This window comes from Sporanaerobacter sp. PP17-6a (assembly GCF_900095615.1).
GTDB classification, from domain to species: Bacteria; Bacillota; Clostridia; order Tissierellales; family Acidilutibacteraceae; genus Acidilutibacter; species Acidilutibacter cellobiosedens.
The window spans coordinates 17,321-39,710 of record NZ_FMIF01000032.1 but is presented as its reverse complement, the minus strand read 5'-3'; the positions used below and the strand labels follow the sequence as shown (position 1 = coordinate 39,710).

General features: G+C 32.3%; 26 protein-coding genes. 20 read left to right on the top strand and 6 right to left on the bottom strand.

The features are described 5' to 3' along the window. Positions 1-78: 78 nt before the first annotated feature. Positions 79-1,041 (bottom strand): D-alanyl-D-alanine carboxypeptidase family protein, encoded by a 963-nt coding sequence (locus PP176A_RS12640; RefSeq protein ID WP_071140846.1) that lies wholly within the window; start codon positions 1,039-1,041, stop codon positions 79-81. A 298-nt stretch (positions 1,042-1,339) separates the two neighbouring features. Between PP176A_RS12640 and PP176A_RS12635 the strand changes: the two genes are divergently transcribed. Together PP176A_RS12635 and PP176A_RS12625 are read left to right on the top strand one after the other, a co-directional pair. Then, positions 1,340-1,699, top strand: a complete 360-nt coding sequence (locus tag PP176A_RS12635; RefSeq protein WP_071140845.1) for a hypothetical protein — start codon at positions 1,340-1,342, stop codon at positions 1,697-1,699. A gap of 586 nt (positions 1,700-2,285) precedes the next feature. Further along, the gene (locus tag PP176A_RS12625; protein ID WP_071140843.1) at positions 2,286-2,555 is read left to right on the top strand and encodes a hypothetical protein; all 270 of its coding nucleotides are present in this window, start codon (positions 2,286-2,288) and stop codon (positions 2,553-2,555) included. A gap of 153 nt (positions 2,556-2,708) precedes the next feature. Here the strand turns inward: PP176A_RS12625 and PP176A_RS12620 are convergent, their stop codons facing one another. Continuing rightward, the gene (locus PP176A_RS12620; RefSeq protein WP_071140842.1) at positions 2,709-2,888 is read right to left on the bottom strand and encodes a hypothetical protein; all 180 of its coding nucleotides are present in this window, start codon (positions 2,886-2,888) and stop codon (positions 2,709-2,711) included. A 162-nt stretch (positions 2,889-3,050) separates the two neighbouring features. On the opposite strand from PP176A_RS12620, the gene PP176A_RS12615 reads away from it, so the two are divergent. From PP176A_RS12615 to PP176A_RS12550, 15 genes are all read left to right on the top strand, one after another. Beyond that, the gene (locus PP176A_RS12615) at positions 3,051-3,602 is read left to right on the top strand and encodes an RNA polymerase sigma factor (protein ID WP_071140841.1); all 552 of its coding nucleotides are present in this window, start codon (positions 3,051-3,053) and stop codon (positions 3,600-3,602) included. Between the two features lie 348 nt (positions 3,603-3,950). Further along, a complete protein-coding gene (locus PP176A_RS12610; RefSeq protein WP_071140840.1) occupies positions 3,951-6,089 on the top strand; it encodes a M1 family metallopeptidase in 2,139 nt (712 codons plus the stop codon). 111 nt (positions 6,090-6,200) lie between these two features. Continuing rightward, the gene (locus PP176A_RS12605) at positions 6,201-6,449 is read left to right on the top strand and encodes a hypothetical protein (protein ID WP_071140839.1); all 249 of its coding nucleotides are present in this window, start codon (positions 6,201-6,203) and stop codon (positions 6,447-6,449) included. Positions 6,450-6,716: 267 nt separating this feature from the next. After that, positions 6,717-7,283, top strand: a complete 567-nt coding sequence (locus PP176A_RS12600; protein WP_071140838.1) for a TlpA family protein disulfide reductase — start codon at positions 6,717-6,719, stop codon at positions 7,281-7,283. A gap of 416 nt (positions 7,284-7,699) precedes the next feature. Beyond that, on the top strand, positions 7,700-8,209 hold the full coding sequence (locus PP176A_RS12595) for a helix-turn-helix domain-containing protein (RefSeq protein WP_071140837.1): 510 nt from the start codon (positions 7,700-7,702) through the stop codon (positions 8,207-8,209). Then, positions 8,179-8,847, top strand: a complete 669-nt coding sequence (locus PP176A_RS12590; RefSeq protein ID WP_143037693.1) for an IS630 family transposase — start codon at positions 8,179-8,181, stop codon at positions 8,845-8,847. Before PP176A_RS12595 ends, PP176A_RS12590 begins: the two co-directional genes overlap by 31 nt. A gap of 168 nt (positions 8,848-9,015) precedes the next feature. Further along, the gene (locus PP176A_RS16765; protein WP_083381958.1) at positions 9,016-9,234 is read left to right on the top strand and encodes a HEPN domain-containing protein; all 219 of its coding nucleotides are present in this window, start codon (positions 9,016-9,018) and stop codon (positions 9,232-9,234) included. Next, entirely contained in the window at positions 9,204-9,524 is a 321-nt protein-coding gene (locus PP176A_RS12585; protein ID WP_071140835.1) for a nucleotidyltransferase domain-containing protein, read from the top strand. The genes PP176A_RS16765 and PP176A_RS12585 overlap by 31 nt, the downstream gene beginning before the upstream one ends. 5 nt (positions 9,525-9,529) lie before the next feature. Then, positions 9,530-10,195, top strand: a complete 666-nt coding sequence (locus tag PP176A_RS12580) for a class I SAM-dependent methyltransferase (RefSeq protein ID WP_071140834.1) — start codon at positions 9,530-9,532, stop codon at positions 10,193-10,195. A gap of 188 nt (positions 10,196-10,383) precedes the next feature. After that, on the top strand, positions 10,384-11,529 hold the full coding sequence (locus tag PP176A_RS12575) for an MFS transporter (protein WP_071140833.1): 1,146 nt from the start codon (positions 10,384-10,386) through the stop codon (positions 11,527-11,529). A gap of 93 nt (positions 11,530-11,622) precedes the next feature. Then, positions 11,623-12,927: a putative DNA modification/repair radical SAM protein gene (locus PP176A_RS12570; protein ID WP_071140832.1), complete on the top strand. Its 1,305-nt coding sequence runs from the start codon at positions 11,623-11,625 to the stop codon at positions 12,925-12,927. Next, positions 12,927-13,667, top strand: coding sequence for a TIGR03915 family putative DNA repair protein (locus PP176A_RS12565; protein ID WP_071140831.1), 741 nt, complete (start codon positions 12,927-12,929; stop codon positions 13,665-13,667). The genes PP176A_RS12570 and PP176A_RS12565 overlap by 1 nt, the downstream gene beginning before the upstream one ends. Before the next feature lie 79 nt (positions 13,668-13,746). Continuing rightward, positions 13,747-14,589, top strand: a complete 843-nt coding sequence (locus tag PP176A_RS12560) for a CvfB family protein (RefSeq protein WP_071140830.1) — start codon at positions 13,747-13,749, stop codon at positions 14,587-14,589. A gap of 89 nt (positions 14,590-14,678) precedes the next feature. Then, a complete protein-coding gene (locus PP176A_RS12555; RefSeq protein WP_071140829.1) occupies positions 14,679-15,014 on the top strand; it encodes an encapsulin-associated ferritin-like protein in 336 nt (111 codons plus the stop codon). Positions 15,015-15,025: 11 nt separating this feature from the next. After that, positions 15,026-15,811 (top strand): family 1 encapsulin nanocompartment shell protein, encoded by a 786-nt coding sequence (locus PP176A_RS12550; RefSeq protein WP_071140828.1) that lies wholly within the window; start codon positions 15,026-15,028, stop codon positions 15,809-15,811. 57 nt (positions 15,812-15,868) lie between these two features. Here PP176A_RS12550 and PP176A_RS12545 read toward each other — a convergent pair whose 3' ends face one another. Continuing rightward, a complete protein-coding gene (locus tag PP176A_RS12545) occupies positions 15,869-16,579 on the bottom strand; it encodes a YoaK family protein (RefSeq protein WP_234958934.1) in 711 nt (236 codons plus the stop codon). 300 nt (positions 16,580-16,879) lie between these two features. Between PP176A_RS12545 and PP176A_RS12540 the strand changes: the two genes are divergently transcribed. Both PP176A_RS12540 and PP176A_RS12535 read left to right on the top strand, forming a co-directional pair. Next, a complete protein-coding gene (locus tag PP176A_RS12540; RefSeq protein ID WP_071140827.1) occupies positions 16,880-17,359 on the top strand; it encodes a DUF6530 family protein in 480 nt (159 codons plus the stop codon). A 4-nt stretch (positions 17,360-17,363) separates the two neighbouring features. After that, positions 17,364-17,714: a GIY-YIG nuclease family protein gene (locus PP176A_RS12535; protein ID WP_071140826.1), complete on the top strand. Its 351-nt coding sequence runs from the start codon at positions 17,364-17,366 to the stop codon at positions 17,712-17,714. Positions 17,715-17,751: 37 nt separating this feature from the next. Here the strand turns inward: PP176A_RS12535 and PP176A_RS16640 are convergent, their stop codons facing one another. Beyond that, entirely contained in the window at positions 17,752-17,880 is a 129-nt protein-coding gene (locus PP176A_RS16640; protein WP_255401683.1) for a hypothetical protein, read from the bottom strand. Between the two features lie 529 nt (positions 17,881-18,409). Between PP176A_RS16640 and PP176A_RS12520 the strand changes: the two genes are divergently transcribed. Further along, entirely contained in the window at positions 18,410-19,450 is a 1,041-nt protein-coding gene (locus PP176A_RS12520; RefSeq protein ID WP_071140825.1) for a Gfo/Idh/MocA family protein, read from the top strand. 90 nt (positions 19,451-19,540) lie between these two features. Here PP176A_RS12520 and PP176A_RS12515 read toward each other — a convergent pair whose 3' ends face one another. Together PP176A_RS12515 and PP176A_RS12510 are read right to left on the bottom strand one after the other, a co-directional pair. Then, positions 19,541-21,538, bottom strand: coding sequence for a S9 family peptidase (locus PP176A_RS12515; protein ID WP_071140824.1), 1,998 nt, complete (start codon positions 21,536-21,538; stop codon positions 19,541-19,543). A 209-nt stretch (positions 21,539-21,747) separates the two neighbouring features. Continuing rightward, positions 21,748-22,380, bottom strand: a complete 633-nt coding sequence (locus PP176A_RS12510; RefSeq protein WP_071140823.1) for a ketohydroxyglutarate aldolase — start codon at positions 22,378-22,380, stop codon at positions 21,748-21,750. Positions 22,381-22,390 lie beyond the last annotated feature (10 nt).

Sequence of the window (22,390 nt, the reverse complement as noted above, 5' to 3'; positions counted from 1 at the left end):
TTTTAGCATAATACTAAGATTAAGTCAATTTTTTGTTAAAATATATTTCTCTTAGTCATCCGCCTAATTTCCTCGCCGTTAATTGTTTTCCAAACTGTTATACACCGTAACCGCATCTATAATATTATACTGTTCCGTTTTATGATTTCCTTCGGCTCCTGCCGTAACCAAAATATATTCTTTCCCATCTGATTCGGCAAGACTTGCGAGACATAAACCAGCTTCATCGGTATAACCTGTTTTCCCTCCTAAAATTTTGCCTTCCTTTATAGTTTGTTCTCCAAGCTCTTTAAACATGTTGCTCTTGAAAGTTATACCGTCCGGATGCTTATTTGTCGACGAAGTTGAATGGGAAGATGAAGTAAAAATTTCACGAAAAGTTTCATTTTCCAGAGCATAGGATAGAAGACTGGCTATGTCTTTAACTGTTGTAAAATGGTTTTGATCATGAAGACCCGTTGTATTTACAAAATGAGTATTGTCAAGGCCGAGTTTTTCGGCTTTTTTGTTCATCATATCAACAAAAGTTTCTTCCGAACCTGCTATGTAATCCGCAAGACCTATACAGCATTCCGCCCCGCTGGGAAGCAGTGCTCCATATAACAGATCTATTGCCTTTACTTTTTCTCCTTGGAGAAATCCTGCTACTGACGCATCGGAACCGCTAAGGTTCTGAAAAACCGAAGGGGAAAGTTCAACCTTAACATTTGTATTCGGCAGATTTTCTATAGCAACAATTGCAGTCATAATCTTCGTCATAGAAGCAGGATAGACTTTTTCATCGGCGTTTTTTTCCATCAGTATGTTTTTATCCTCTAAATCAACTAAAATTGCATAGGAACTATGAATTCCTTCCGGGGATATATAAATCTTTTTAGTAGATTTCTGCACCGGCTTAAATTCATGCTTATCCTTAACTTCCATAATTTTTCCCGGTATAATTTTTAAAGCAAAAACTGCAATTCCTAATATTAATAAAAACTTTAAAAGTCCTTTTATTTTTGACTTCTTCTTATATCTTCTTCTATATCCTTGTGGCATAGTAAACATCTCCTTCTTATAGGATAACTCTATTTAAACATAAATCAAGAGGAAATATTTAAATATATTATTATAAATTTCTTAAGATTTTCTTATAAACCATAGGAAGAGCACAAGGGGACGGTTCTTTTGTGTCGTTTTTACATTTAAAATCTTGTTAAAATCAATATATAGAGTCAGACAATAGTTATTTTATCTGCTGAAATAAATTCTAAATATTGAAACAATATAGGTTATATGATAAGATATATACAAAATATTGGAAAAGAATAATAAAGGTCAGGAGATGAAACTTATTATGAAAAGGTATTATAAAGTTATTGTTCCCGGAATAATAGAAATTCTCAGTTTTTTATTATTGGATGTTAAAAATTTGGAACTGTTCTTTATGATATGGACTTTTTTCTCAGTAGTAATCATATTATATATACTTTTAAATGATTCAAGGGAATTCATCAGGGCCGGAAATGTAGGAACCGACAAAGGAAATATTCAGCATACCCAAAATTATTTTGCACAAAAAATGGGAGAATACGTTTCCGTGAAAAACAAAAAAATGGGGAAAACTTCAGTAGATTATAAAATTATAATTATTTTAATCATATATCCTGCAATTAATATTGTAGGTCTGATTTTGTCTTCTTTTAAATTGTATTAATCAGAAAAGGTGATATTTATGGAAATATTGATGTTTATATTACTGTTTTGTACCGGTTTAAGATATATATAGTTCTTTAAAAAATATAATTAATTCTACAAATATTACATTTGGCAATATTGAGATAAATTTTTATTTCAATTACGTGGTACTGTTTATAGGAATAGTATTTTTGATATCTATAATCGGAAGTATTAAAAAAAATCCGAGATTTATAAAACTAATATTAATATTTATATATATGGAAATTTTATACATATTCATCTGTCTTATTTTTGGATTGATTCAAAAATACTTTTTAGGAGTTACTATTTATCTTATTATTAATCTTCTAATTGATATTGGAATAGTAAAATATATAAGGGACAATTGGTTGAAAAAAATTTCATAATCAAGATTTTTATATGAAAAACATCAATTATTTTCGTTTAGCGGATAAATATTATTATGAATAATATTTATCATTATATTTTATAAAAGACAGAACACAATAAAAATTTAACATTATTATGCAAAATTATTGTAACAAAGGGGTGCATTCAGTAGTTTATTTATTGGTTGCACTAAAAGTGATTCGGAAGATGCATTGAAGAAAGAAATTATATATGACACAAAAGAAGATGCAGTGAAAAACATTACACCTTATTTTAGTATAGCAAAGGCAGATACCGTAAAAGGTAATAAGGGTGCTTATGTAATATATCCGGTAACAGTCAACGATAAAGAATTAAATATTTATTTAGGTATTGTAGATGATAAAACAGAAATAATATCAAATAATGGAGTCAATATAATTGATAATAAATTTTTTGTTGTCATTAGTGAAGATGAAATTAATGTAGAATATAAAAGTTAAATTAGGGAGAACTGTACGGGTTCTCCCTATCCTATTTGTTGTGTATCTATCCTAACAGCGGGGACGGTTCTTTTTGTTTGACATGGGATAATGAGATCATAATCATACCTCGTTTTCTTTCTTCTTTTTTGGCATTTGTAGCAAAAATTTTGATTATATCTTATCATTATTTCTGTCCGCTTCTATTTTTCCGAGCAAATATAATAGAGGCAAAGCCGGAATTTTTAAAACAGGTACTTTAGTTTTCTGCCTGCAGATGCCGTAATCCGTAAGTTTTTTTGTTACTACAAAGGCATTGGTAACTCCTGACTTTTCATCGTTTGCTAATTCCACTATAGCATATTTAAATATAAGATTTTTTTCAGAATAAGTGTCACAAAAAGGTACCTTTTTAAAAGGTTATAATATTTGGAATACAAATATATTCATACATAACCTTATTTTTATGATAAAATATATACAAAATATAAATATTTGGAAGAAGGGAGGATGAGAATGTTTATTTTAATGACATGTATAAATACCGAAGAGGAAAAAGAAAAGTTAAAAAAGATTTATCTTAAGTATAAAAAACTGATGTTTAAAATTGCATTTGATATTCTCCAAGATTTTCATTGGGCAGAAGAGGCGGTTGAGGAAGCCGGAATGAAAATAATCGATAATTTGGACAAGTTTTCCGATATAGACAGTACAAACTCAAAGAATTTAGCTGCGGCCATAGTTAAAAATACGGCTAAAAATATGGCAAAACACCGAAACAAATTTGAAGCGGTGGATTTGGAAAGTAAAGAAAATAATTTAGAGGATAACAAATTTTTGCCGGAGATATTTTTGTTATCTCGGGAAAACGTTAAACAAATTGTTGAATGTATCTCCCAATTAGATGAAAAATACGGGAAAATTCTTTGGATGAAGTATATTGATAATATTGATGACAGAGAGATTTGCAAAACTTTAGACATAAGCCCCGAAAATTTCAGAGTCAGACTATGCAGAGGAAAGAAGATATTAAATGGGAAGCTAAAAAATCGGAACTTATTAAAGTAATAAACATAAGAATCTTTATCCGTAATAGCCAAAGCAAGGAGAGAAAGTTATTGTTTTCGTATAAGTAAATAGCTCTCTCTCCTTGTTTATATACCATATTTTATTTTCAATTTCATCATGAAGGGGTGTTAAAGGTAAACAAAAATTCATTAGCCGGTTTTTTGTTAAAAAATTTTTGCTGGAAAGACATTATAAAGCATATTTGCTTAGTTTTATAACCGAAATTTTTTGTAAAATGTATTATATTGTGCAAAATTGTTGTAACAAAAGGGTACCCTCAGTTGTTTATATATATGAAAGGGTAAATTTAAAATTATTAATATTAAAACATACGGAGGAAAGTAGTATATGAACAGTAATAAAAAAGTATTTGTAATATTAATATGTCTTGTCGTTACATTTTCTTTTATCTACTTCAATAAAGCCAAAGTATCCGATACACAATTTCCTGAAAATAATACATATAAAATACAAGCAACTTATGATAAAGAAAAAAGACTGCTGAAGGGATATCAAATCCTTGAATATACAAACAGAGCAGGAAAAGATTTGGAAGAACTGAAATTTCATCTGTTTGCCAACGCTTACAGGGACTTAAAAACAGTACCGGAAGTGTCGGGAGACCTTGAACATTATCCTGAAGGATTTAACGAAGGCAAGACCACAATCAAAGAAGTAAAAGCAAATGAAGAGGCGGCAGAATTCAAAGTCGACAATCAGATTCTCTCCGTCAAACTCAAAAAAAAGCTTTTAAAAGGTGAGTCCGTAAAAATAGAAATGGAATTTGAAGATTTGATACCGAAAACGAATAACAATTACGGAGTATATGACGGGATAACAAGCCTTGCCTATTGGTACCCAATTTTGGCTGTACATGACGGAAGTGACTGGCAGACAAGAGAATACGGTAAAATAGGAGAATCGAGCTACAGCGACATGGCAAATTATTATGTAAATATAACCCTTCCCGAAGATGAAATAACAGTGAGCACGGGAATAAAAACAGGAGAACATAAAGAAGAAAAGGGATACAAAAAAGTAGAAATGGAAGCTTTAAATGTGAGGGATTTTGTAATCATATCAAGTGATAAATTTGTTAAGAAAGAGAAGAAAGCAGGAGAAATCACGATAAACAGCTATTTTCTTCCGGAAAATAAAGCGGCAGGAGAAGCAACCCTCAAATACGGAGAAAAAGCATTAAAATATTTTGAGAATCTTATAGGTCCGTATCCATATAAGGAATTGGACATAGCGGAAACCAATATGATAAATTCGGGTATGGAATATCCCCAATTGTTATCCGTAGGCAGAGGCCTTTATGAAGAAGAAGAGAACTTAAAAAACAGTGTAATATTTGAAACAACGGTTGTTCATGAAGCGGCACATCAGTGGTTTTACGGAATAATAGGAAACGACCAGCAGAAAGAGCCGTGGCTTGATGAATCCTTTGTCACATATTTAACGGCAAAATACTTTAAAGATAATGGAAGAGAGGAAATATTCAATCAGCAGGTAAAAAACAACGAATCGAAATTGAAAGAATACAAATCCGTATTTTCAACGGTAAATGATTTTGACGGATGGAATTCTTATTTGGATACGGTATACAAGAGGGGAAGTTTAGTTCTATACAAATTGAACGAAGACATGGGAGAAGAAAAATTCAAACAATTACTTCAGGAGATCTATAAGGAATATAAGTATAAAAATCTAAATACGGAGAAGTTTTTGGATATTTTAACTAAAACAGAAGGGGAAGAGAGAAGTCAAATATTTAAAGAAGATGCTGTAAAGGAGAAAAAGGCAAAAGCTGATATAAATAAGAATATAAAATTGTCGGATTTGCCTGTGGAATTGAGGAGGGCTAAAAATGCATCTGATAAAGTAATTGAGTTAAAAAATAAAGGCTACAGTATTAATATGACTTTTGATTTCTTAGCCGTTAAGGGGGATGCTAATATCGTTTACGGGACTGAAGGAAATGAAGAGCAGAATAAGGATATGAGATTGGCAGCTGAAATGATTTTAGAAACATCAATAGAACAGTCGTCAATGAAGAAACAGTCTGAAAAATTTAATGGTAAGGTTGTGACTGACAAAGAAGCTCTGGATATGAAAGAGATGCCGGATCTGACTATTATCGTAGGCAATCCCGACATTAACGGATATTATAAAGAGGTTAACGATAAGCTGGATATACAGATCCACGGGAATAAAATATCTATAGTGGACCTTGACTATGATATAAAAGATGAAAGATATTTTTTCAGTTATTTGGTTGATAATTATGCAGATGAGGAGAAGAAGATAATGGTGTTTTATTCTAGGGACGGTACCGGAATATCTACTACTTACAGAGGATATTATTATTATTCCACCTTTGGAGGAGGGATAAAATACAATCCCGACTTTTTGGGATTGATTGCAGAAAAGGACGGGAAGAAAGAGGTCATGATATTTGATGAGGAAGGGAAAGTGAAAGAATAAATTATTGAGACTAATTTAACATTATTTACTCGTTAACAAACTCAGCTGATTTGATAAAGAATGTTAAACGATATGTTACTAAAAAATTTATCTATGAGAGGAAGGATTGCGATGTATAAAAACAAAAGAAAGATTATTTTGACTTTAACAGTATTTACTTTACTTGTTGTATTTAGTTCTTTGGTATTTGCTCAAGATGATATGAAACCACAAGTATATGTAGAACAAGAGTGTGTTTGTATTCCTGTACCTGGAGGATATGATTGTTGTATGATGGAGTACAGATATGATAATAGTGGAGATTTGATTTCATCACGAACGCTTTGGTGCAAATTCACAGGAAGTTATGGAGATTGTTAATAACCCAAAATAGGGGTATAAGGTAATACTTTATTAAATGTTTAATATTCTTCATCTTTTTTATAATTAATAAAATGTTAATTAGGTAATTGCGAAACTAAAAAAATTGATTATTGAAATTAAGCCATTATAAAGATTGAATGTATAAAAACACCAAAAAACAGCAAAGAGATTTATAAATATTCACTAGAAATATCGCTTGATTCCAATGTATGTAGAGTTTCGCAAATGCCTAAAAATGTTAATAAGTGAAAGGAGGTGCATAAATTGAAAAAGAAAATTACCAAAACAGTAATTATTATAGGAGCAGTTCTTATTGCGCTGTATTTAGGGAAAAGAATTTCATATGAGGTTAAAGCTGATGAAGCAATGGAAAAGATGTCTTCGAAGCAAAATCTTAATATTTCAAGTTTAGATATGGATTTAAATTTAAAGAACAAAAAAGGAGAAAAAATTATTTTAACAAAAGAATTGAAAGATAAGGGACAAGCTGATAGCCATTTTATCGTTTTTTTCTCTCCAACTTGTAAACCATGTTTACAGGAAATAAAAATGTTAAACCAGTTTGCAGATGATAATACTTTAAAAAAAGAGCCTATATTGATAGGAATAGGAGAATATAAAAAAATAAATGATTTGATAGATGAAAATAATATACTATTAGATTATTATTCTATAGATTTATCAGAATTCAAAGAAAAGGTAAAAGAGAATGCAGTGCCATTAAGTTTAGTGGTGAATGGAAAGGGAGAATTACTTTTTGGGAAAAAAGGATGGTCAGATGACAAAGATACGGTAGATTTATTTACTAAAAAAATCAATTCATATAAATAAATTATAGATATTACAAGTATACAACCAAACATTTGGTTTTTTCACGTTCAAATTTTATTATAAACAAATTTGAATACCAAAATTAATATATACTGAAGAAATCAGCAATAGTATTGTTGTGCTGATTTCTTTAGTATATATTAATTGAGCTTGAAACATATAAGATAATGATTTCAAAATAAAATATATACGAAGTATAAATGCTTAAAGAAGATATACAATTTTTAATATGGAAGAGGATTAAAGACAGATGATAATAAGAATTCATTAACTGATTTTTTACTAAGTTTTTATCGGAAAACTTTTACAGGGCATATTTACCTAGTGTACTGACATGATGATGCTTAATTAAATAAGAGTATCTTTTTTTCCGTTAAATGGTACAATAAAAAACAAAAGAAACGGCGGTGATATCTATGGCAAGACCTAAAATACACAGAATTAATTTAACGGATAATGAAGTAAAGAAATTGAAATCCTTACTCCGTAAGAAAGATACATCCAAAACAGTACGGAGCAGATGTCAGATTTTACTTGATCTTGATGAATCACATGGGAAAATTTTAACCCATATACAAAGTGCAAAGTCAAACGGTGTATGTATGGCAACAATACAAAATGTAGTATGTGCTTACTCCAATGGTGGTATTGAAAATGTAATTACTCTTAAGCAAAGCATAAATTCCGACAATGCGCGCAGGTTGGCAGATGGCAGAGCAGAAGCACTAATTATTGAACTTGCCTGTGGGCCTGTTCCTGAAGGGCATAGCCGTTGGACGATAAGACTTTTAGAAGAAAAATTAAAAGTTATCTTGGAAACGCCCGTTAGTAGAGAAGCAATAAGACGAACTTTAAAAAAAACAAACTTAGACCTCACAAAAACGACTACAGGTGCATTCCTCCAAAAGAAGATGCCGATTTTGTAGCATGCATGGAAGATATACTTGACATATATGAACTTCCTTATAATAAGGTTCGCCCTGTTGTATGCATGGATGAAAAGCCTTGCCAACTCTTAGAGTCACGAGAATCATTGCCAATGCGTTGCGGAGATGACTGTAAAATTGATTCTGAATACGTCCGTAACGGAACTTGCAGTATATTTGTTTTTACAGAACCTCTTGGCGGCATCCGCCATGTCAGCATAAGAGAACATCGTACAGCTGGGGATTGGGCAGAAGAAATCAAATATCTCTCAGATATTATGTACCCGGATGCAGAGAAAATAGTTTTGATCATGGACAATCTCAATACACACAAATCAGCATCTTTATATAAAGTTTTTCCACCTGAAGAGGCAAGACGCATCATAAAACGGCTTGAAATCCATTATACCCCAAAACATGGAAGCTGGCTTAACATAGCAGAGATAGAACTTAACGTGATGACACGCCGGTGCTTATCACGCAGAATTAATGATATTGAAATATTACGCAATGAATTAAATACATGGGAAAATAACCGTAATGCTGACATCGCTAAAATCAATTGGCAGTTTAGAACAAAAGATGCCAGAACGAAATTGGCGTCTCTATACCCCACATATATTATGCGGAACTCGTGAAAATCAGGTTGTTTGTATAATTAAATATGAATATGTCGGTACACTATATAAATTACAATGGTAAATAGCTAAATTTCCTTAAGCTTTTTCTTATTATATCATCTCTATATGCATTTTGAAAATTTTTCAGCAGTCATCATAGCTATTTGTTAATAAAATTTATATAGAATACATGATTTATTAAGATTAGCAGAAATAGTTAAACTTGAAACTACAGAAGAACAGAGAGATACATTAAATATTATTACAACTTTTAACATAAATGCCAGATATCCTGATTACAAGCAAAGCTTTTATAAAAAATGTGATTATAAATTTACTACAGCTAATATTAAGAAGATAAAGGAGTTGAGAGCATGGCTTCTTTCAATAATAGACGAAGAGTAGAGGAAATAATAGTAGATTATGGGAAGTTAATAGAAAAAGAAATAGATGTAAAATATATTTATTTATATGGTTCTTGTGCAAAAGGAACCTATACGGAAGATAGCGATATAGATATAGCTATAGTAGGGGACGATTTTGGTAGAGATATAATAGAAGATACTTTGCTATTAATGAAGCTAAGACGAAAAATAGATTATAGGCTTGAGCCTCGTCCATTTAGAACCATTGATTTCAACCCATCTAATCCATTGGCCAGAGAGATAATGAATACCGGAATACAGGTGGTGTAGGACATATGATAAAGTCGAAGCCTTGGGATTGGAGCAAGAATAAAAATGGAGGTTGGTTGATCCCTTCAATTGAATCCTGTTATTTAGCTGAGTCATGGAAATCTAAGGGGTTTAACAAATTTTTGGATTTAGGCTGTGGGCTTGGCAGACATTCAATTTATTTTGCTAAAAAGGGGTTTAGTGTAAATGCTGTTGACTTGTCAGAATTTGCTCTAAATTATCTCAACGATTGGGCAGAGAAAGAAAAATTGAATATTAAAACAGAAACATGTGACATGTTAAATCTTCCTTTCAATGATGACAGCTTTGATTGTATAATAGATTACAATGTGATATATCATACGGATACATTGGGCTTTTTAAAATCTCTTGAGGAAGTTAAGCGCGTTTTAAAATCAGATGGTGAGTTGTTTATCACACTTATATCGAAAAATACCTGGTCCTTTAAAAATGCAGATAATTATAGACGTATTGATGAAAATACTATTTTGCGTAATGAAGATGATACGGAACGGAATGTTCCCCATTTTTATGTTGATATTCAAGATATCAGAAATTATTTTAAGAATTTTGACTTTGTTGTTCCACCTCTGGAACAAACCGAATATGACATAGAAAATACAGGCTATTATTCAACACATTTCAATCTTATCCTTCATAAAAAATATTAAAAAATTAATCTTATTTAATAAATCTAACTTTATGATATAATTATTCATATGATAAATTAATTTTCATTTAAGGAGAGTCTGACGATGGCTGCACTTCCACATTAATTGTATGAGTTTTTTTATGTGAATAAAAATAATTTTCCTGAAAAACAGGTTTTTTTGTCATGCAATTAACGGAGGTGTTGAAATTGAATAAAAATAAGAATATCCATATTCTTTGCATTATAGCTTTTTTGCAAGGATTGGTTTTTTATGGTCCTATATCTACTTTGTTCAGACAGAACAGAGGGCTATCTTTAAACGATATATTTGTAATAGAAACGGTTTATGTAATACTTTTATTTATATTTGAAATTCCTTGGGGATATATTGCCGACAGAATCGGCTACAGGTGGACTTTGATTATATCCTTTTTCTTGTTTTTCCTATCTAAAATAGTATTTTATTCTGCTCATTCTTTTGACGGATTTTTATTTGAAAGGATTATTTTGGCTTTGGCCATATCGGGGATATCAGGCTGTGATTCAGCTCTTATCTATACTTCCGTAGATGAAATGGACAGCAACAGGGCCTTCAGTTTATATAATGCTTCTTCTGCCGGCGGTTTTTTAGCGGCTTCTTTTCTTAATTCCATTATAGTGAAATATTCTATGGATTTAACTGCACTATTAACTATCATTCCTTACGGGGCAGCTTTTTTCATTTCTTTTTTTCTTAAAGACAGTTCTCATCATGTTGAGTCCCAAAGAATCAGTCTGACTGATAATATTAAAGTCTTAAAGAAAAACAAAAATATAATCATATTTTTAATATCCATGGCTTTAATCTCCGAAAGTACCCATTCCATATGCGTTTATCTAAATCAGCCCATATATTTAAGAAGCAGTATTGATATGAAATACTTCGGTTTTCTGACTGCATTCATGCAGATTGCCTGCTTGTTATCCGCAAGAGCTTATAAATTAAATGAAAAAGTCGGAACCAAAAAGTTATATATAGTCTTAATTTCTATGATAATAGGTGCAAATATATTTTTGATTTATTTAAAAAACGGAATTTTAGTTGTACTGATGATATTCATCATAGAAGGAGCTTTTGCAGTTACCCAGCCTCTGTCGAACACCATACAGAACAGGAGTATTACTGTAGCTAACAGGGCAACCTTTTTATCATCCTATGCCATGGTAGGAGATATAATAGGAAGCATTTCAAATTTAGCGGTGGGAAAAGCATCGGATTTTTCATTGAATATTGCAATCGGAACTTGCGCCGGGCTTAACATATTAGCACTGATTTTAATTCTTATATTTTTTAGAAAGAAAAAGAATAAATAATTAAAATAACATAGAATATATATTTACACGAACATATGTTCTATGTTATTATATTTATAACGAATAGGAAAATTAAAATTTCGGAGTGATATTATGGAAATATCGGATAAACTGAAAATTTTATCGGCTGCTGCCAAATATGATGTATCCTGTTCCTCAAGCGGAAGCAGGAGAACAAGTAAAAAGGGAGGATTCGGCAGTACAAGTATGTATGGAATATGTCACAGCTGGACTGATGACGGAAGATGTATATCTTTGCTCAAGATCCTTATGAGCAACTGCTGCATATACGATTGCGCATATTGTATAAACAGGCGTTCCAACGATATTCCCAGAGCAAGTTTTACACCGGATGAAGTGGCGGATTTGACAATAAATTTTTATAAAAGAAATTACATAGAAGGGCTTTTTTTAAGTTCGGCAGTTTTAAAAAGTCCTAATTATACGATGGAACTTTTAACCGATATAGCGAGAAAATTAAGAGAAAATTATGGATTTAACGGATATATTCATCTTAAAACCATACCGGGAGCGGATAACGATTTAATAGAAAAAGCAGGAATGTATGCAGACAGAATGAGTGTAAATATAGAATTGCCATCGGAAAAAGGATTGAAGTTATTGGCTCCTCAAAAGAAAAAGGAGTCCATATTAACTCCCATGAATTTTATTAATTACAGAATGGAACAATATTCGGAAGAAAAGAAAAAGTTCAGATTTTCTCAAAAATTTGTACCTGCAGGTCAGACTACACAGCTTATAGTAGGGGCTACACCGGATAACGACTTGAAAATACTGAGACTTTCCGAGGCTTTATATAATGAATTCAAGCTGAAAAGAGTGTATTATTCCGCTTATGTTCCGGTAACACATCATCCGAATCTTCCAGCCGTGTCTTCTCCTCCTTTAATAAGAGAACACAGGCTTTATCAGGCTGATTGGCTGTTAAGATTTTATGGTTTTCATGCTTCTGAAATACTTAATGAAGAAAAGCCGGATTTTGATTTGGCTCTTGATCCTAAATGTAACTGGGCATTAAAAAATTTAGAATTTTTCCCTGTAGAAATTAACAGAGTAGACTATAACACCCTTTTAAGGGTTCCGGGAATAGGAGTAAAATCAGCTCGAAAGATAGTAGCGGCAAGAAGGTTCTGTCCTTTAAATTTTGATGATTTAAGAAAATTAGGAATCGTAATGAAGAGAGCAAGGTATTTTATAACCTGCAATGGGAAATATTATGGTATAAAAAATATGGATGAGTCTGCAATACGAAACAGTCTGATATATGAGGATAAAAAAAGCTCCAATATTGTAGGAGAGCAGCTTTCCATGTTTTCCGTCTATCCCAGTATTATCTTACCTGAAAACAATATAAAGGTAATAGGGGAGGAAGTATAATGCTTTGTTATTTCTATGACGGCAGTTTTGAAGGACTTTTGACGGCTATATATGATTCCTATTACAGAAAAGAAATTCCCGACAGGATAATTTCAAGAGTTGAATTGCAAGAAAGTATGTTTGTTGATAAGGTGTACATAAATACGGATGGGAACAAAGCGGCAAAAGTTTATGAGTCTATCAGGACAAAAATATCGGAGGATGCTCTTAAAAATTGTTTTTATGTATTTTTATCTGAAACGAAGGATAAGGATACGGTTATATATAAATATTTAAGGAAAGGTTGGAAGATTGGGAAAAATGTGAATTTAAATTTATCTGACGACATCGTTCTTTCAGTCTATAAAATATGTAGAAGAGTAACAAGAGAAGTTCAGCTGTTCGTTGGACTGGTACGTTTTGAATGTACCAATAATGGGGTATACTATGCTCAGATAGAGCCGGATAATGATATTGTGGGATTGCTGGCTTCCCATTTTGTAGAAAGACTTTCCGATGAATATTGGATTATTCATGATTTAAAGAGAAGTGAAGCTGTTGTATATAATAAGAAAGAGTGGGTTATAACGGATTTGTCTTTGGAAAGGCCATTTGAATTTTTAAAAGAAGAAAAAAAATACCAAGAGCTGTGGAAGGAGTATTATGTAAGTGCTTCAATAAAGTCAAGGGTAAACCTTAAAGCCCAGAAAAATCATATGCCGGTAAGATATTGGAAACACTTGATTGAAAAGAAAGTTTAATAAATATTGAATTTTGATATCTGTTACATAAAGCTATGATATAATAACTAATAGACGAAAAGATGGAGGATGGTGTGTGATGATAGAATTAGGTAAAATTCAAAAATTGGAGATTAAAAGATATACATCCGTAGGAGTATATCTAAATGTGAAGGGAAGCAGTGATGAAAATAAGTCGGACGTTTTACTCCCGAAAAGACAAATTCCTAAGGAAGCAAAAGTAGGGGATGAAATAGAAGTTTTTATATACAGGGATTCGGAGGACAGGATGATAGCTACTACGTCAAAACCGAAAATTGCCTTAGGCGAAATAGGTTTTCTGAGGGTAGTGGAAATAACTAAAATTGGGGCTTTTTTAGATTGGGGACTTGAAAAGGATTTATTTCTTCCTTTTAGAGAGCAGATTTATAAAGTGCAAAAAGGAAAAAAGTATCTTGTAGGTGTATACATAGATAAAAGCGATAGGCTGTGTGCTACTATGAAAATCAAGGATTTTCTTCAGAATGACCCTCCATATAAAGAAAATGACAGAGTTAAGGGAATGATATATAGTATCAATGAAGATATAGGAGCATTCGTGGCAGTGGATAATAAATATGACGGACTGATTCCTATGAGAGAACTTTATGGAGTATATAGAGCAGGGGATGAAGTTGATGTAAGAATTATAAAGGTAAAAGAGAATGGAAAATTGGATTTGACCATTAAAGAAACACCCCATATTCAAATAGAAGAAGATGCAGAGAAAGTTTTAAAAAGGTTGGAAGATAACCAGGGAGTACTATCACTTAATGATGAAAGTTCTCCGGAAGATATAAAAAAAGAGTTGCATATGAGCAAAACTGCTTTTAAGAAATCTGTAGGGAAATTACTGAAAGAGAAGAAGATTCAATTCACTAAAAACGGTATAAGGATTAAATGAAAGTGTACAAATTAAAATATCCTGTGTTTAATGGAATTTAAGAAGGGTAATAAATTAAAGGATGATAAAAAATATGGGAGGGATTGTATATGAGTGAATATCATGAACCGGTAGAATTGATAAGTGAAAAGGACAGAAATATAGTGAGAGCACTCAACAGCTTGAAGGAAGAAATTGAGGCAGTTGATTGGTATAATCAAAGGGTAGCCGTATCTCAGGATGCCGAATTGAAAAGTATAATGGCTCATAACAGAGACGAAGAAATTGAACATGCATGTATGACATTAGAATGGTTGAGGAGAAATATGTCCGGATGGGATGAAGAACTTAGAACTTATTTGTTCAAAGATGGCTCTGTTGTAGACTTGGAAGGAAAAGGTGAAGCTGATTCAGAGTCTCAACTTGACATAGGAGATTTAAAATAAGGAGGGATATTATGCTATACAGAGAAATTGCACCGGTAAGCAAGGAAGCTTGGAAGGAAATTGACGAAAGAGCGAAAAAAGTTTTTAAAGCTTATCTGTCGGCGAGAAAAGTGGTCAGAGTAAACGGGCCTAAAGGCCTTGATTATAATGTGTTAACAGAAGGCAGATTAGGTAAAATTGAAAGCAAGGATAATGTATCTTACAGTTCTTATAAAGTTTTACCCTTGACGGAGTCAAGAGTCGAATTCGAAATGGACAGATGGGAACTTGATAATATTCTAAGAGGAGCAGAAGATATAGATTATAAGCCCTTGGAAGATGCTGTTAAGAATATTGCCTTATTTGAAGATAGAGCAGTATATAGTGGACTGGAAGAAGATTCAATAGTAGGATTAATTAAATCTTCACAAAATCCGACTATTCCTTTTGGAGAAAGTTCGGAAGGTATTATGGACGGAATTGCCAAAGGATTAATAACATTGAGAGAAAAATTTGAAGAGGGGCCTTTTGCCTTAGTAGTAGGGGAAAAAGCTTATAGAAGAATTATCTCGGAAGAATCTTCCTACCCATTGTATAAAAAGATTGAAAAATTAATCGGAGGTAAAATCGTTTATAGCCATGTATTGAACGGAGCAATTTTGTTGCCTTTCAATCATGAGGATTTGGAATTGACTATAGGAAGAGATTTTTCCATAGGGTATCAATCTCACACTAATGAGAAGGTAAAATTCTTTATAACCGAATCCTTTACTTTCAGAGTAAAAGATGAGAATTTGATTGTAAATTACAGCCTATAGAGTTGGAACAATATATTATTTCGGCAATTAAAGGGAAGTGGTAACAATGCGGTGTTACTACTTCCTTTTTTTAAATTCCTCTTCCTCAATAAACATGCAGACAAACACTATACATAGAATTACCGCACTGACTAAGATGGCCTTTTGCCCAAGAATTGAAACCCAGTGTTTTCCTAAAACCGCACCAAGCGTAAATACAAATATAAAACCGTAATAAAAAAAGCTCTTATAAAGCAAACTCTTGTCTTTTTTGTAGACAGAGCTGCAAAGCAGATCTGTGGCAGTACGAAGATTTCCTATACACATAGTGGTAGCCAGAGAATTGTTGTGTATTTTCCTAAAACTTTGAACCTGAATACCACATGCAAGTGAAATCATGCTGTTTGCCAAAAGGTTCATGGAACTGTTCATGAAGGTTACCGCCGTCATAATTATAATTTCTATAATAACCGATAACTGCCTCCAGTGAGGCTTTTTGCAGTTTTTAAAATTGAGGCACAGCATTTGAGCGATAAATACTCCGGCAGTAAAGGACATAATCGGAAATAAATATCGGACGGATTCCACATAATTTCCGTCAAAGATATGTATCCCTAAAAGGATGATATTGCCGGTTTGTGCATTTGCAAAAACATGATCCCTGAAAATATATGTGTAGGCGTCCATATAGCCGCCGGAAAAGGCAAGAAGAATTCCGACTATAATGGACTCCGACATCTGCCATTTATATTTTTTATTGCCTTTTTTGTCTATGCTTTGCATCTTCATTTGATATAATACCCTCTTTATACAACCAATACAGGCAGTCTTTATCCCTTATATACTATAGCAAAATGGAAAGTCCATTGCAAGCTATTATGAGTGAAAGATATAATTGTAGAAACTAAAATATATAGTCCTATAGATTTCCTTAGAAAGGAGATGGATATTGATGTTATCGAATGAAAAACTAAGATTTATACGGATGTCTTTTTTATTGACACATCATAATGTTTAATATATAATTAATTAGTAAATTACTAAACTACTAATTTACTAATTTACTAATTAATTATATGGAGGCAGATTATGAAAATACCAACAACTTTAAAACATAAACCTGTTATTATATCGGAGAACTATGAAAATGTTGACGGCAGGTATGCTTATAATAGCGATGCCAAGGGAATTTCATTAGGCTTGGCTCAATGGAACGACAGAGGAAAAGTGGATATATCCGCTAAAGTATGGAGATATACGGGAGAAAAATGGTCAAGGCAGTCTGAGGAACTTCCTCTTCATCGGGTACTTGACCTTGCAATACTTGTATGCAGAACAGAACTTTATTTCAGAGAGGCTTATAGATATCCCAAATTATATGATGATAAAAATCCTGTTATTGACAGAGTGGGACTTCAGGGAGATGCCATGACGGTATCGGTATGTGTGGATAATGAAAAAATTGATGAGGATATTAAGCTTTTCAGGCAAGCTCTCAGTAATGATGATGAACTTATCGGAGAGAGATTAAAGACACTGTCAGGGATATTGAAGGAGATGGGGTATTAGTCAAATGGATAGGAAAAAGGAACTTAAAGAATTATATAAGCAGATGAAGCCGGAAATGGGGATATTTGCAGTTAAATGTACTGTCAATAATAAATATTACATGGAATCCTCCCCAAATTTAAAAGGCAGAATAAACAGCACTGTTTTCAAACTTAATGCGAAAGTTCATCCCAATAAAGAACTGCAGGAGGATTGGAACAGGTACGGTGAAGATAGATTTAATATTAGTATAATTGATACTCTTAAATATAGTGAAGATGAGACCAAAACCGACTATAGGGATGATCTGGCACTGCTTAAGGAAGTTTGGGAAGAAAAGATGATGAGGGAGAATATAAAATTTTATAATCCATAAGGAAAAAATCAGGAGAAAATTTTCTCCTGATTTTTTGTTATTTTATTAACTCATCGATTTTATTTTTTACCTTATTCATAATTTCATCAATAACTTCGCCAAATTTTTTAATGACAATATTTTGAGATAAATTATAAATTCTATCGACTCTTATGCATGAATCCACCTTTAAATTTCCTTATTCCATACCTCATCATCTATATCGTTATTCCAAAAATCCATACTGCTTTTACTTGCTTCTTCTAATTCTTTATACGCATTTCTCTCATTTTTTATTTTTAAATATTATATGAAATCTATTACTTCATGTATTTGATTTTCAGGGATTTCATCTATAAGTTTTAATAATATTTTTTTAGCAGTATTCATTTCATCACTACCTTTTAAATGATATAATATATATTTATTATATCATAAAATATATGAATTTATATGCAATTATCAAGAGTTATTTTTTTATTATATGTTTTCTTGCGGAAGTATGTATTTTTTGCTTTATCTGTTTTTAGACTTTTTATATATTTTAAGGAAAAAAGTATTGAAAGGGATATATAAGAAACTAATTACATAATTATACTGGTTTTAAGGAAGATTTAATTAGTGAATATAAAGAATTATAATTTGGTATAGAAAAGAACAATAATTTGTTTGAACATAACAGGATATAAATATATAAATTTGAGGAGGAACATTATATGATGTACCAAAGAGAATATAAACAAAAGTTGAAAGTCGCAATGGTGGGGATTGGGTCTCATGCTTATAGGAATCTTTTACCTGCCCTTAATTATCTTCCTGTTGAGTTATGCGCTGTATGCAACCGTTCAAATGAGGAAATACTTGTTAATACTGCTCGGCAATATGGATGTCGTCATTACATGGACTCTCAGAAAATGTTTGAAAATGAAAAATTGGATGCTGTATTTATTTGTACTCCGGCAAGTGTACAGCCTCATATTGCAGCTCAGGCATTCGCAGCAGGAGTAAATGTTTTTGTAGAAAAACCTCCTGCAGAAAACTCGGAACAGATTCTTCAAATGATTAAAGACAGAGGCAGCTTAGTTGCGGTAGCAGGATTTAAAAAGGCTTTCATGCCAGCTACGGATAAGGCAATAGAAATTGTTAATAATCCAAAATACGGTGTACCTGATTCTATTCTTGCTGTATACCCTGTTAAATTGCCTGATAATGGTAAAGATATATTAAAGAATAAAGAATATACTAAATGGCATAAAAACAGTTGCCATCCGCTTTCCTTTATGTTAGCAGTAGGAGGGAAGGTATCTTATGTTACATCTCATGTTGGTAAAAACAGCGGTATTTGTATAATAGAATTTGAAAATGGAATTATAGGAAATCTCCATTTAGCAACGGGACCCCAGCCTAATGAAATGTATAATATATACGGTAACAGTTGGAATGTTAAAATAGACAATACCACAAGGGTAATTTTTAATCGGGGGATACCATTTGATTACGGACATACGGAAAGTTTTATAAGTGAAGGAGAAGATTACGGGGCGATTTTATGGGAACCTCAGAATTGCCTTTCGACCCTTGAAAATAAAGCTTTATTTATACAAGGAATATATGGTGAGATGAAATATTTTTGTGATTGCATACTGGAGAAAAAAGTCCCTGAACGTGGTTCTTTAGAATTTGCTCTGAGAGTAATGAAGGTGTGTGAAGCTGCTCTTTTTTCGGAAGGCAAAAGAATTAAAATCGAAGAAAATTAGCTTAACATTTAGAACATATGACATTTAACAATGAAGCTGCTTTATTTATATTGAAATAGAGCAGCTTCATTATATATATATTTTAAATTGCTATTTTAAATATTTGTTCATCCAATCAGTAATTTCTTTTAACCTTCTGATTCTGTGCTTAGGCTTTCCGCTTCTGCTGAGTTCATGGTTTTCTCCCCTGAACATGCACAGCCTTGATTCTACTCCGTGGTATTTTAAAGCAGAGAACATCTGCAGGCCTTCAGCTAACCAGCATCTGTAATCTTCCTCGGAATGAATAAATAAAGTAGGAGTTTTTGCTTTATCGGCATATTTCAGCGGAGAATGAAACCATAATTTTTCATAATTATTCCAAGGGGTTCCGCCAAGTTCATTGTCTGTAAAATAATATCCTATATCCGTAGTTCCAAAGTCTGATATCCAATTGGAAATACTTCTTTGACTTGCTGCAGCCGCAAATCTGTCGGTATGTCCTATAATCCAATTGGTCATGAACCCTCCGTAGGAACCTCCTGTTACTCCCAACCTGTTTTTGTCAATAAAAGAATAAGTCTTTAGCATGATGTCTGTAAATTTCATCAAATCATCATAATCTATTGTCCCATATTTTTCTCGTATGTCTGAAAATTCGTTTCCTCTTCCGTCGCTTCCACGGGGGTTGCAGAATATTACCGCATATCCTTCGTTTGCCCAATACTGCATTTCATGATAAAAGACTTCTCCGTAAACTGTCTTGGGACCTCCGTGAATATCCAATATTGCGGGATATTTTTTATTAGGGTCAAAATCCACAGGCTTTAATATCCAGCCCTCTATGATAATTCCTGGTTCGGTCTCAAAAGTAATCCTTTCGGGGAGGGATATTTTTTTGGATTCTGAAACCCATTCATTAAAAAATGTTATTTGTTCTTCTTTCCCATCTTTCAATAGATACAGTTCTTGAAGCTTTATATTTCTCATTCCCACAAATAATATATTTTTCTCGTGAACGTCGAAGCCGTCAACGGAACCTTTTTCCTTAGTTATTTTTTCGATATGTCCGTTTTCATCTATTCTGTTTATATAAGACGAATTCCATTCTGTGGTTTCAAAATAAAGATAATTTCCGTCAACTTTAAATGTGTCACTTTCTCCATATCTGCAGTCCGAACCTACTGACTGCCAAGTACTGATATCAAAATCCGGAGATATATTTTTAATATTTCCCGAAGATAAATCCATGATATAAAATTGATGGTTTTGATTTAATCCGTAATCTTTCATGTCACTTCCTGCAAATATAATTTTTTCTCCCACAAATTCTGCATAAGAGTAACTGAAAGATTCTTCACGGATTATTTTTTCCAAAGTGTTATCTGCTGTATTATATAAGTACATATTTGAAGTGAGAGGCATTTTATCCTTGAAAGTATTTATAATAATAACTGCTTTTGATTTATCCTTATTTAAACTAAACAATTCTACATTCGAGTACTTGTCGGTAATAGGAATAACCTTGTTTTCTTTTGAATTGTATAAGTATAGCCTATTCCTTTTTTTGTTGGTAAACCCGCTTCCGTTACTCCAGAAAGGGATTTCATCTAATATCTCATAATCCTTTTCTTCCTTAATCTTTTTTAAGGCGGCCTCTTTTTCATCTTCTTTTATATTGGTTAAATCGGGTTTGTAATTATCGTATATGGCTGTAAGTATAAAATTGTTATTATCAATTTTTTTGATTTCGGTAACACGTAGTGGAATTCTAAAAGCAAAAGTAGCTTCTCCTCCGTGAATATTTATTTTATAATAATTTGTAAACTTTTCTCCTTCTTGAACTCTTTCTTTGTCCTTCTGGTTTCTAATCTCGGGGAATAAAATATTTGAGTCGTCCAGCCAAATAAAGTCTTTTTCTTCATCAAGAGAAGTCAATTGGAGTAGTTTTTTAGTATCTGTATTATAGATCCATATGTTTGAAAGATATTTATTTTCTTCCACATCCATTCTGCTGACTACAAATCCTCCATATTTTCCGTTGGGGGAATATTTAATTTTTGATAGAAATTTGTATTTTGTGAAATCATCAATCTTTAAGTTTTCCATATTTACCCTCCGTTTTTAAAATATTGTATAATAATATTATACAATATTTTATTGTTTTCTTATATATTATTACATAATTTTATGATATGCAGGATTTTAAAAATATTATGGGAAGATAAAATAAATATTATAAAGAATATACATGACAAGAAATATCCGACCCTTGTCATGTATATTCTTATTAATTACTATTTAAATATAAACATGTCTTACATGCTTCTGGTAGTATCGATGATTTTACGAATCTTTTTTGCATTTAAAGCAATTTCCTGTTTGCTGCCTTTTGTTAAAAGTCCGCCGATTCCCACACAATCCACTCCGTTTTTTATCCATGTACTTAGATTGTCCAGGTTTATTCCACCGGATGCGAGTATGGGCATGTGAGGGAGTGGAGTTTTTATAACAGATACAAGTGATGGTCCGTAGAAGTTTGAAATCGGAAAGGCTTTTATAAATGAAGCACCGGCTTCCAGTACTTCTGTCATTTCCGTAACTGTGGCACAACCTGGAGCATATGGAATTTGATATCTGTTACATACATGGACAACTTCTCTACTGAAGTTCGGTGCGATGATAAATTTCGCTCCGGACAGTATGGCTAATCTTGCAGTTAGGCCGTCTAAAACCGTACCTGCACCTATAAGCAGTTTATCGCCAAATTTTTCATTCAAAAATTTGATTACATCTCCTGCATTGGGTAAAGTGTAACTGATTTCCAAAACATCTATTCCGCCCTCAAGACAGCCTTCAGCTATTTCTTGACCCCTTTCAACATTTTCCACTCTGACAATTGCCATAACACCTGCTTTTATAATCCTATTTTCTATATCCGTTTTAAACATATTTTACCTC

Bases quoted from the DNA above. Each gene is read 5' to 3' on its own strand.
- PP176A_RS12580 (WP_071140834.1), top strand. From the start codon at position 9,530: ATGATAAAGTCGAAGCCTTGGGATTGGAGCAAGAATAAAAATGGAGGT.
- PP176A_RS12605 (WP_071140839.1), top strand. From the start codon at position 6,201: ATGTATAAAAACAAAAGAAAGATTATTTTGACTTTAACAGTATTTACT.
- PP176A_RS12555 (WP_071140829.1), top strand. From the start codon at position 14,679: ATGAGTGAATATCATGAACCGGTAGAATTGATAAGTGAAAAGGACAGA.
- PP176A_RS12520 (WP_071140825.1), top strand. From the start codon at position 18,410: ATGATGTACCAAAGAGAATATAAACAAAAGTTGAAAGTCGCAATGGTG.
- PP176A_RS12595 (WP_071140837.1), top strand. From the start codon at position 7,700: ATGGCAAGACCTAAAATACACAGAATTAATTTAACGGATAATGAAGTA.
- PP176A_RS12570 (WP_071140832.1), top strand. From the start codon at position 11,623: ATGGAAATATCGGATAAACTGAAAATTTTATCGGCTGCTGCCAAATAT.
- PP176A_RS12640 (WP_071140846.1), bottom strand. From the start codon at position 1,041: ATGCCACAAGGATATAGAAGAAGATATAAGAAGAAGTCAAAAATAAAA.
- PP176A_RS12510 (WP_071140823.1), bottom strand. From the start codon at position 22,380: ATGTTTAAAACGGATATAGAAAATAGGATTATAAAAGCAGGTGTTATG.
- PP176A_RS12635 (WP_071140845.1), top strand. From the start codon at position 1,340: ATGAAAAGGTATTATAAAGTTATTGTTCCCGGAATAATAGAAATTCTC.
- PP176A_RS12565 (WP_071140831.1), top strand. From the start codon at position 12,927: ATGCTTTGTTATTTCTATGACGGCAGTTTTGAAGGACTTTTGACGGCT.
- PP176A_RS12545 (WP_234958934.1), bottom strand. From the start codon at position 16,579: ATGAAGATGCAAAGCATAGACAAAAAAGGCAATAAAAAATATAAATGG.
- PP176A_RS12560 (WP_071140830.1), top strand. From the start codon at position 13,747: ATGATAGAATTAGGTAAAATTCAAAAATTGGAGATTAAAAGATATACA.
- PP176A_RS12515 (WP_071140824.1), bottom strand. From the start codon at position 21,538: ATGGAAAACTTAAAGATTGATGATTTCACAAAATACAAATTTCTATCA.
- PP176A_RS12585 (WP_071140835.1), top strand. From the start codon at position 9,204: ATGGCTTCTTTCAATAATAGACGAAGAGTAGAGGAAATAATAGTAGAT.
- PP176A_RS12535 (WP_071140826.1), top strand. From the start codon at position 17,364: ATGGATAGGAAAAAGGAACTTAAAGAATTATATAAGCAGATGAAGCCG.
- PP176A_RS12615 (WP_071140841.1), top strand. From the start codon at position 3,051: ATGTTTATTTTAATGACATGTATAAATACCGAAGAGGAAAAAGAAAAG.
- PP176A_RS12610 (WP_071140840.1), top strand. From the start codon at position 3,951: ATGAACAGTAATAAAAAAGTATTTGTAATATTAATATGTCTTGTCGTT.
- PP176A_RS12550 (WP_071140828.1), top strand. From the start codon at position 15,026: ATGCTATACAGAGAAATTGCACCGGTAAGCAAGGAAGCTTGGAAGGAA.
- PP176A_RS12540 (WP_071140827.1), top strand. From the start codon at position 16,880: ATGAAAATACCAACAACTTTAAAACATAAACCTGTTATTATATCGGAG.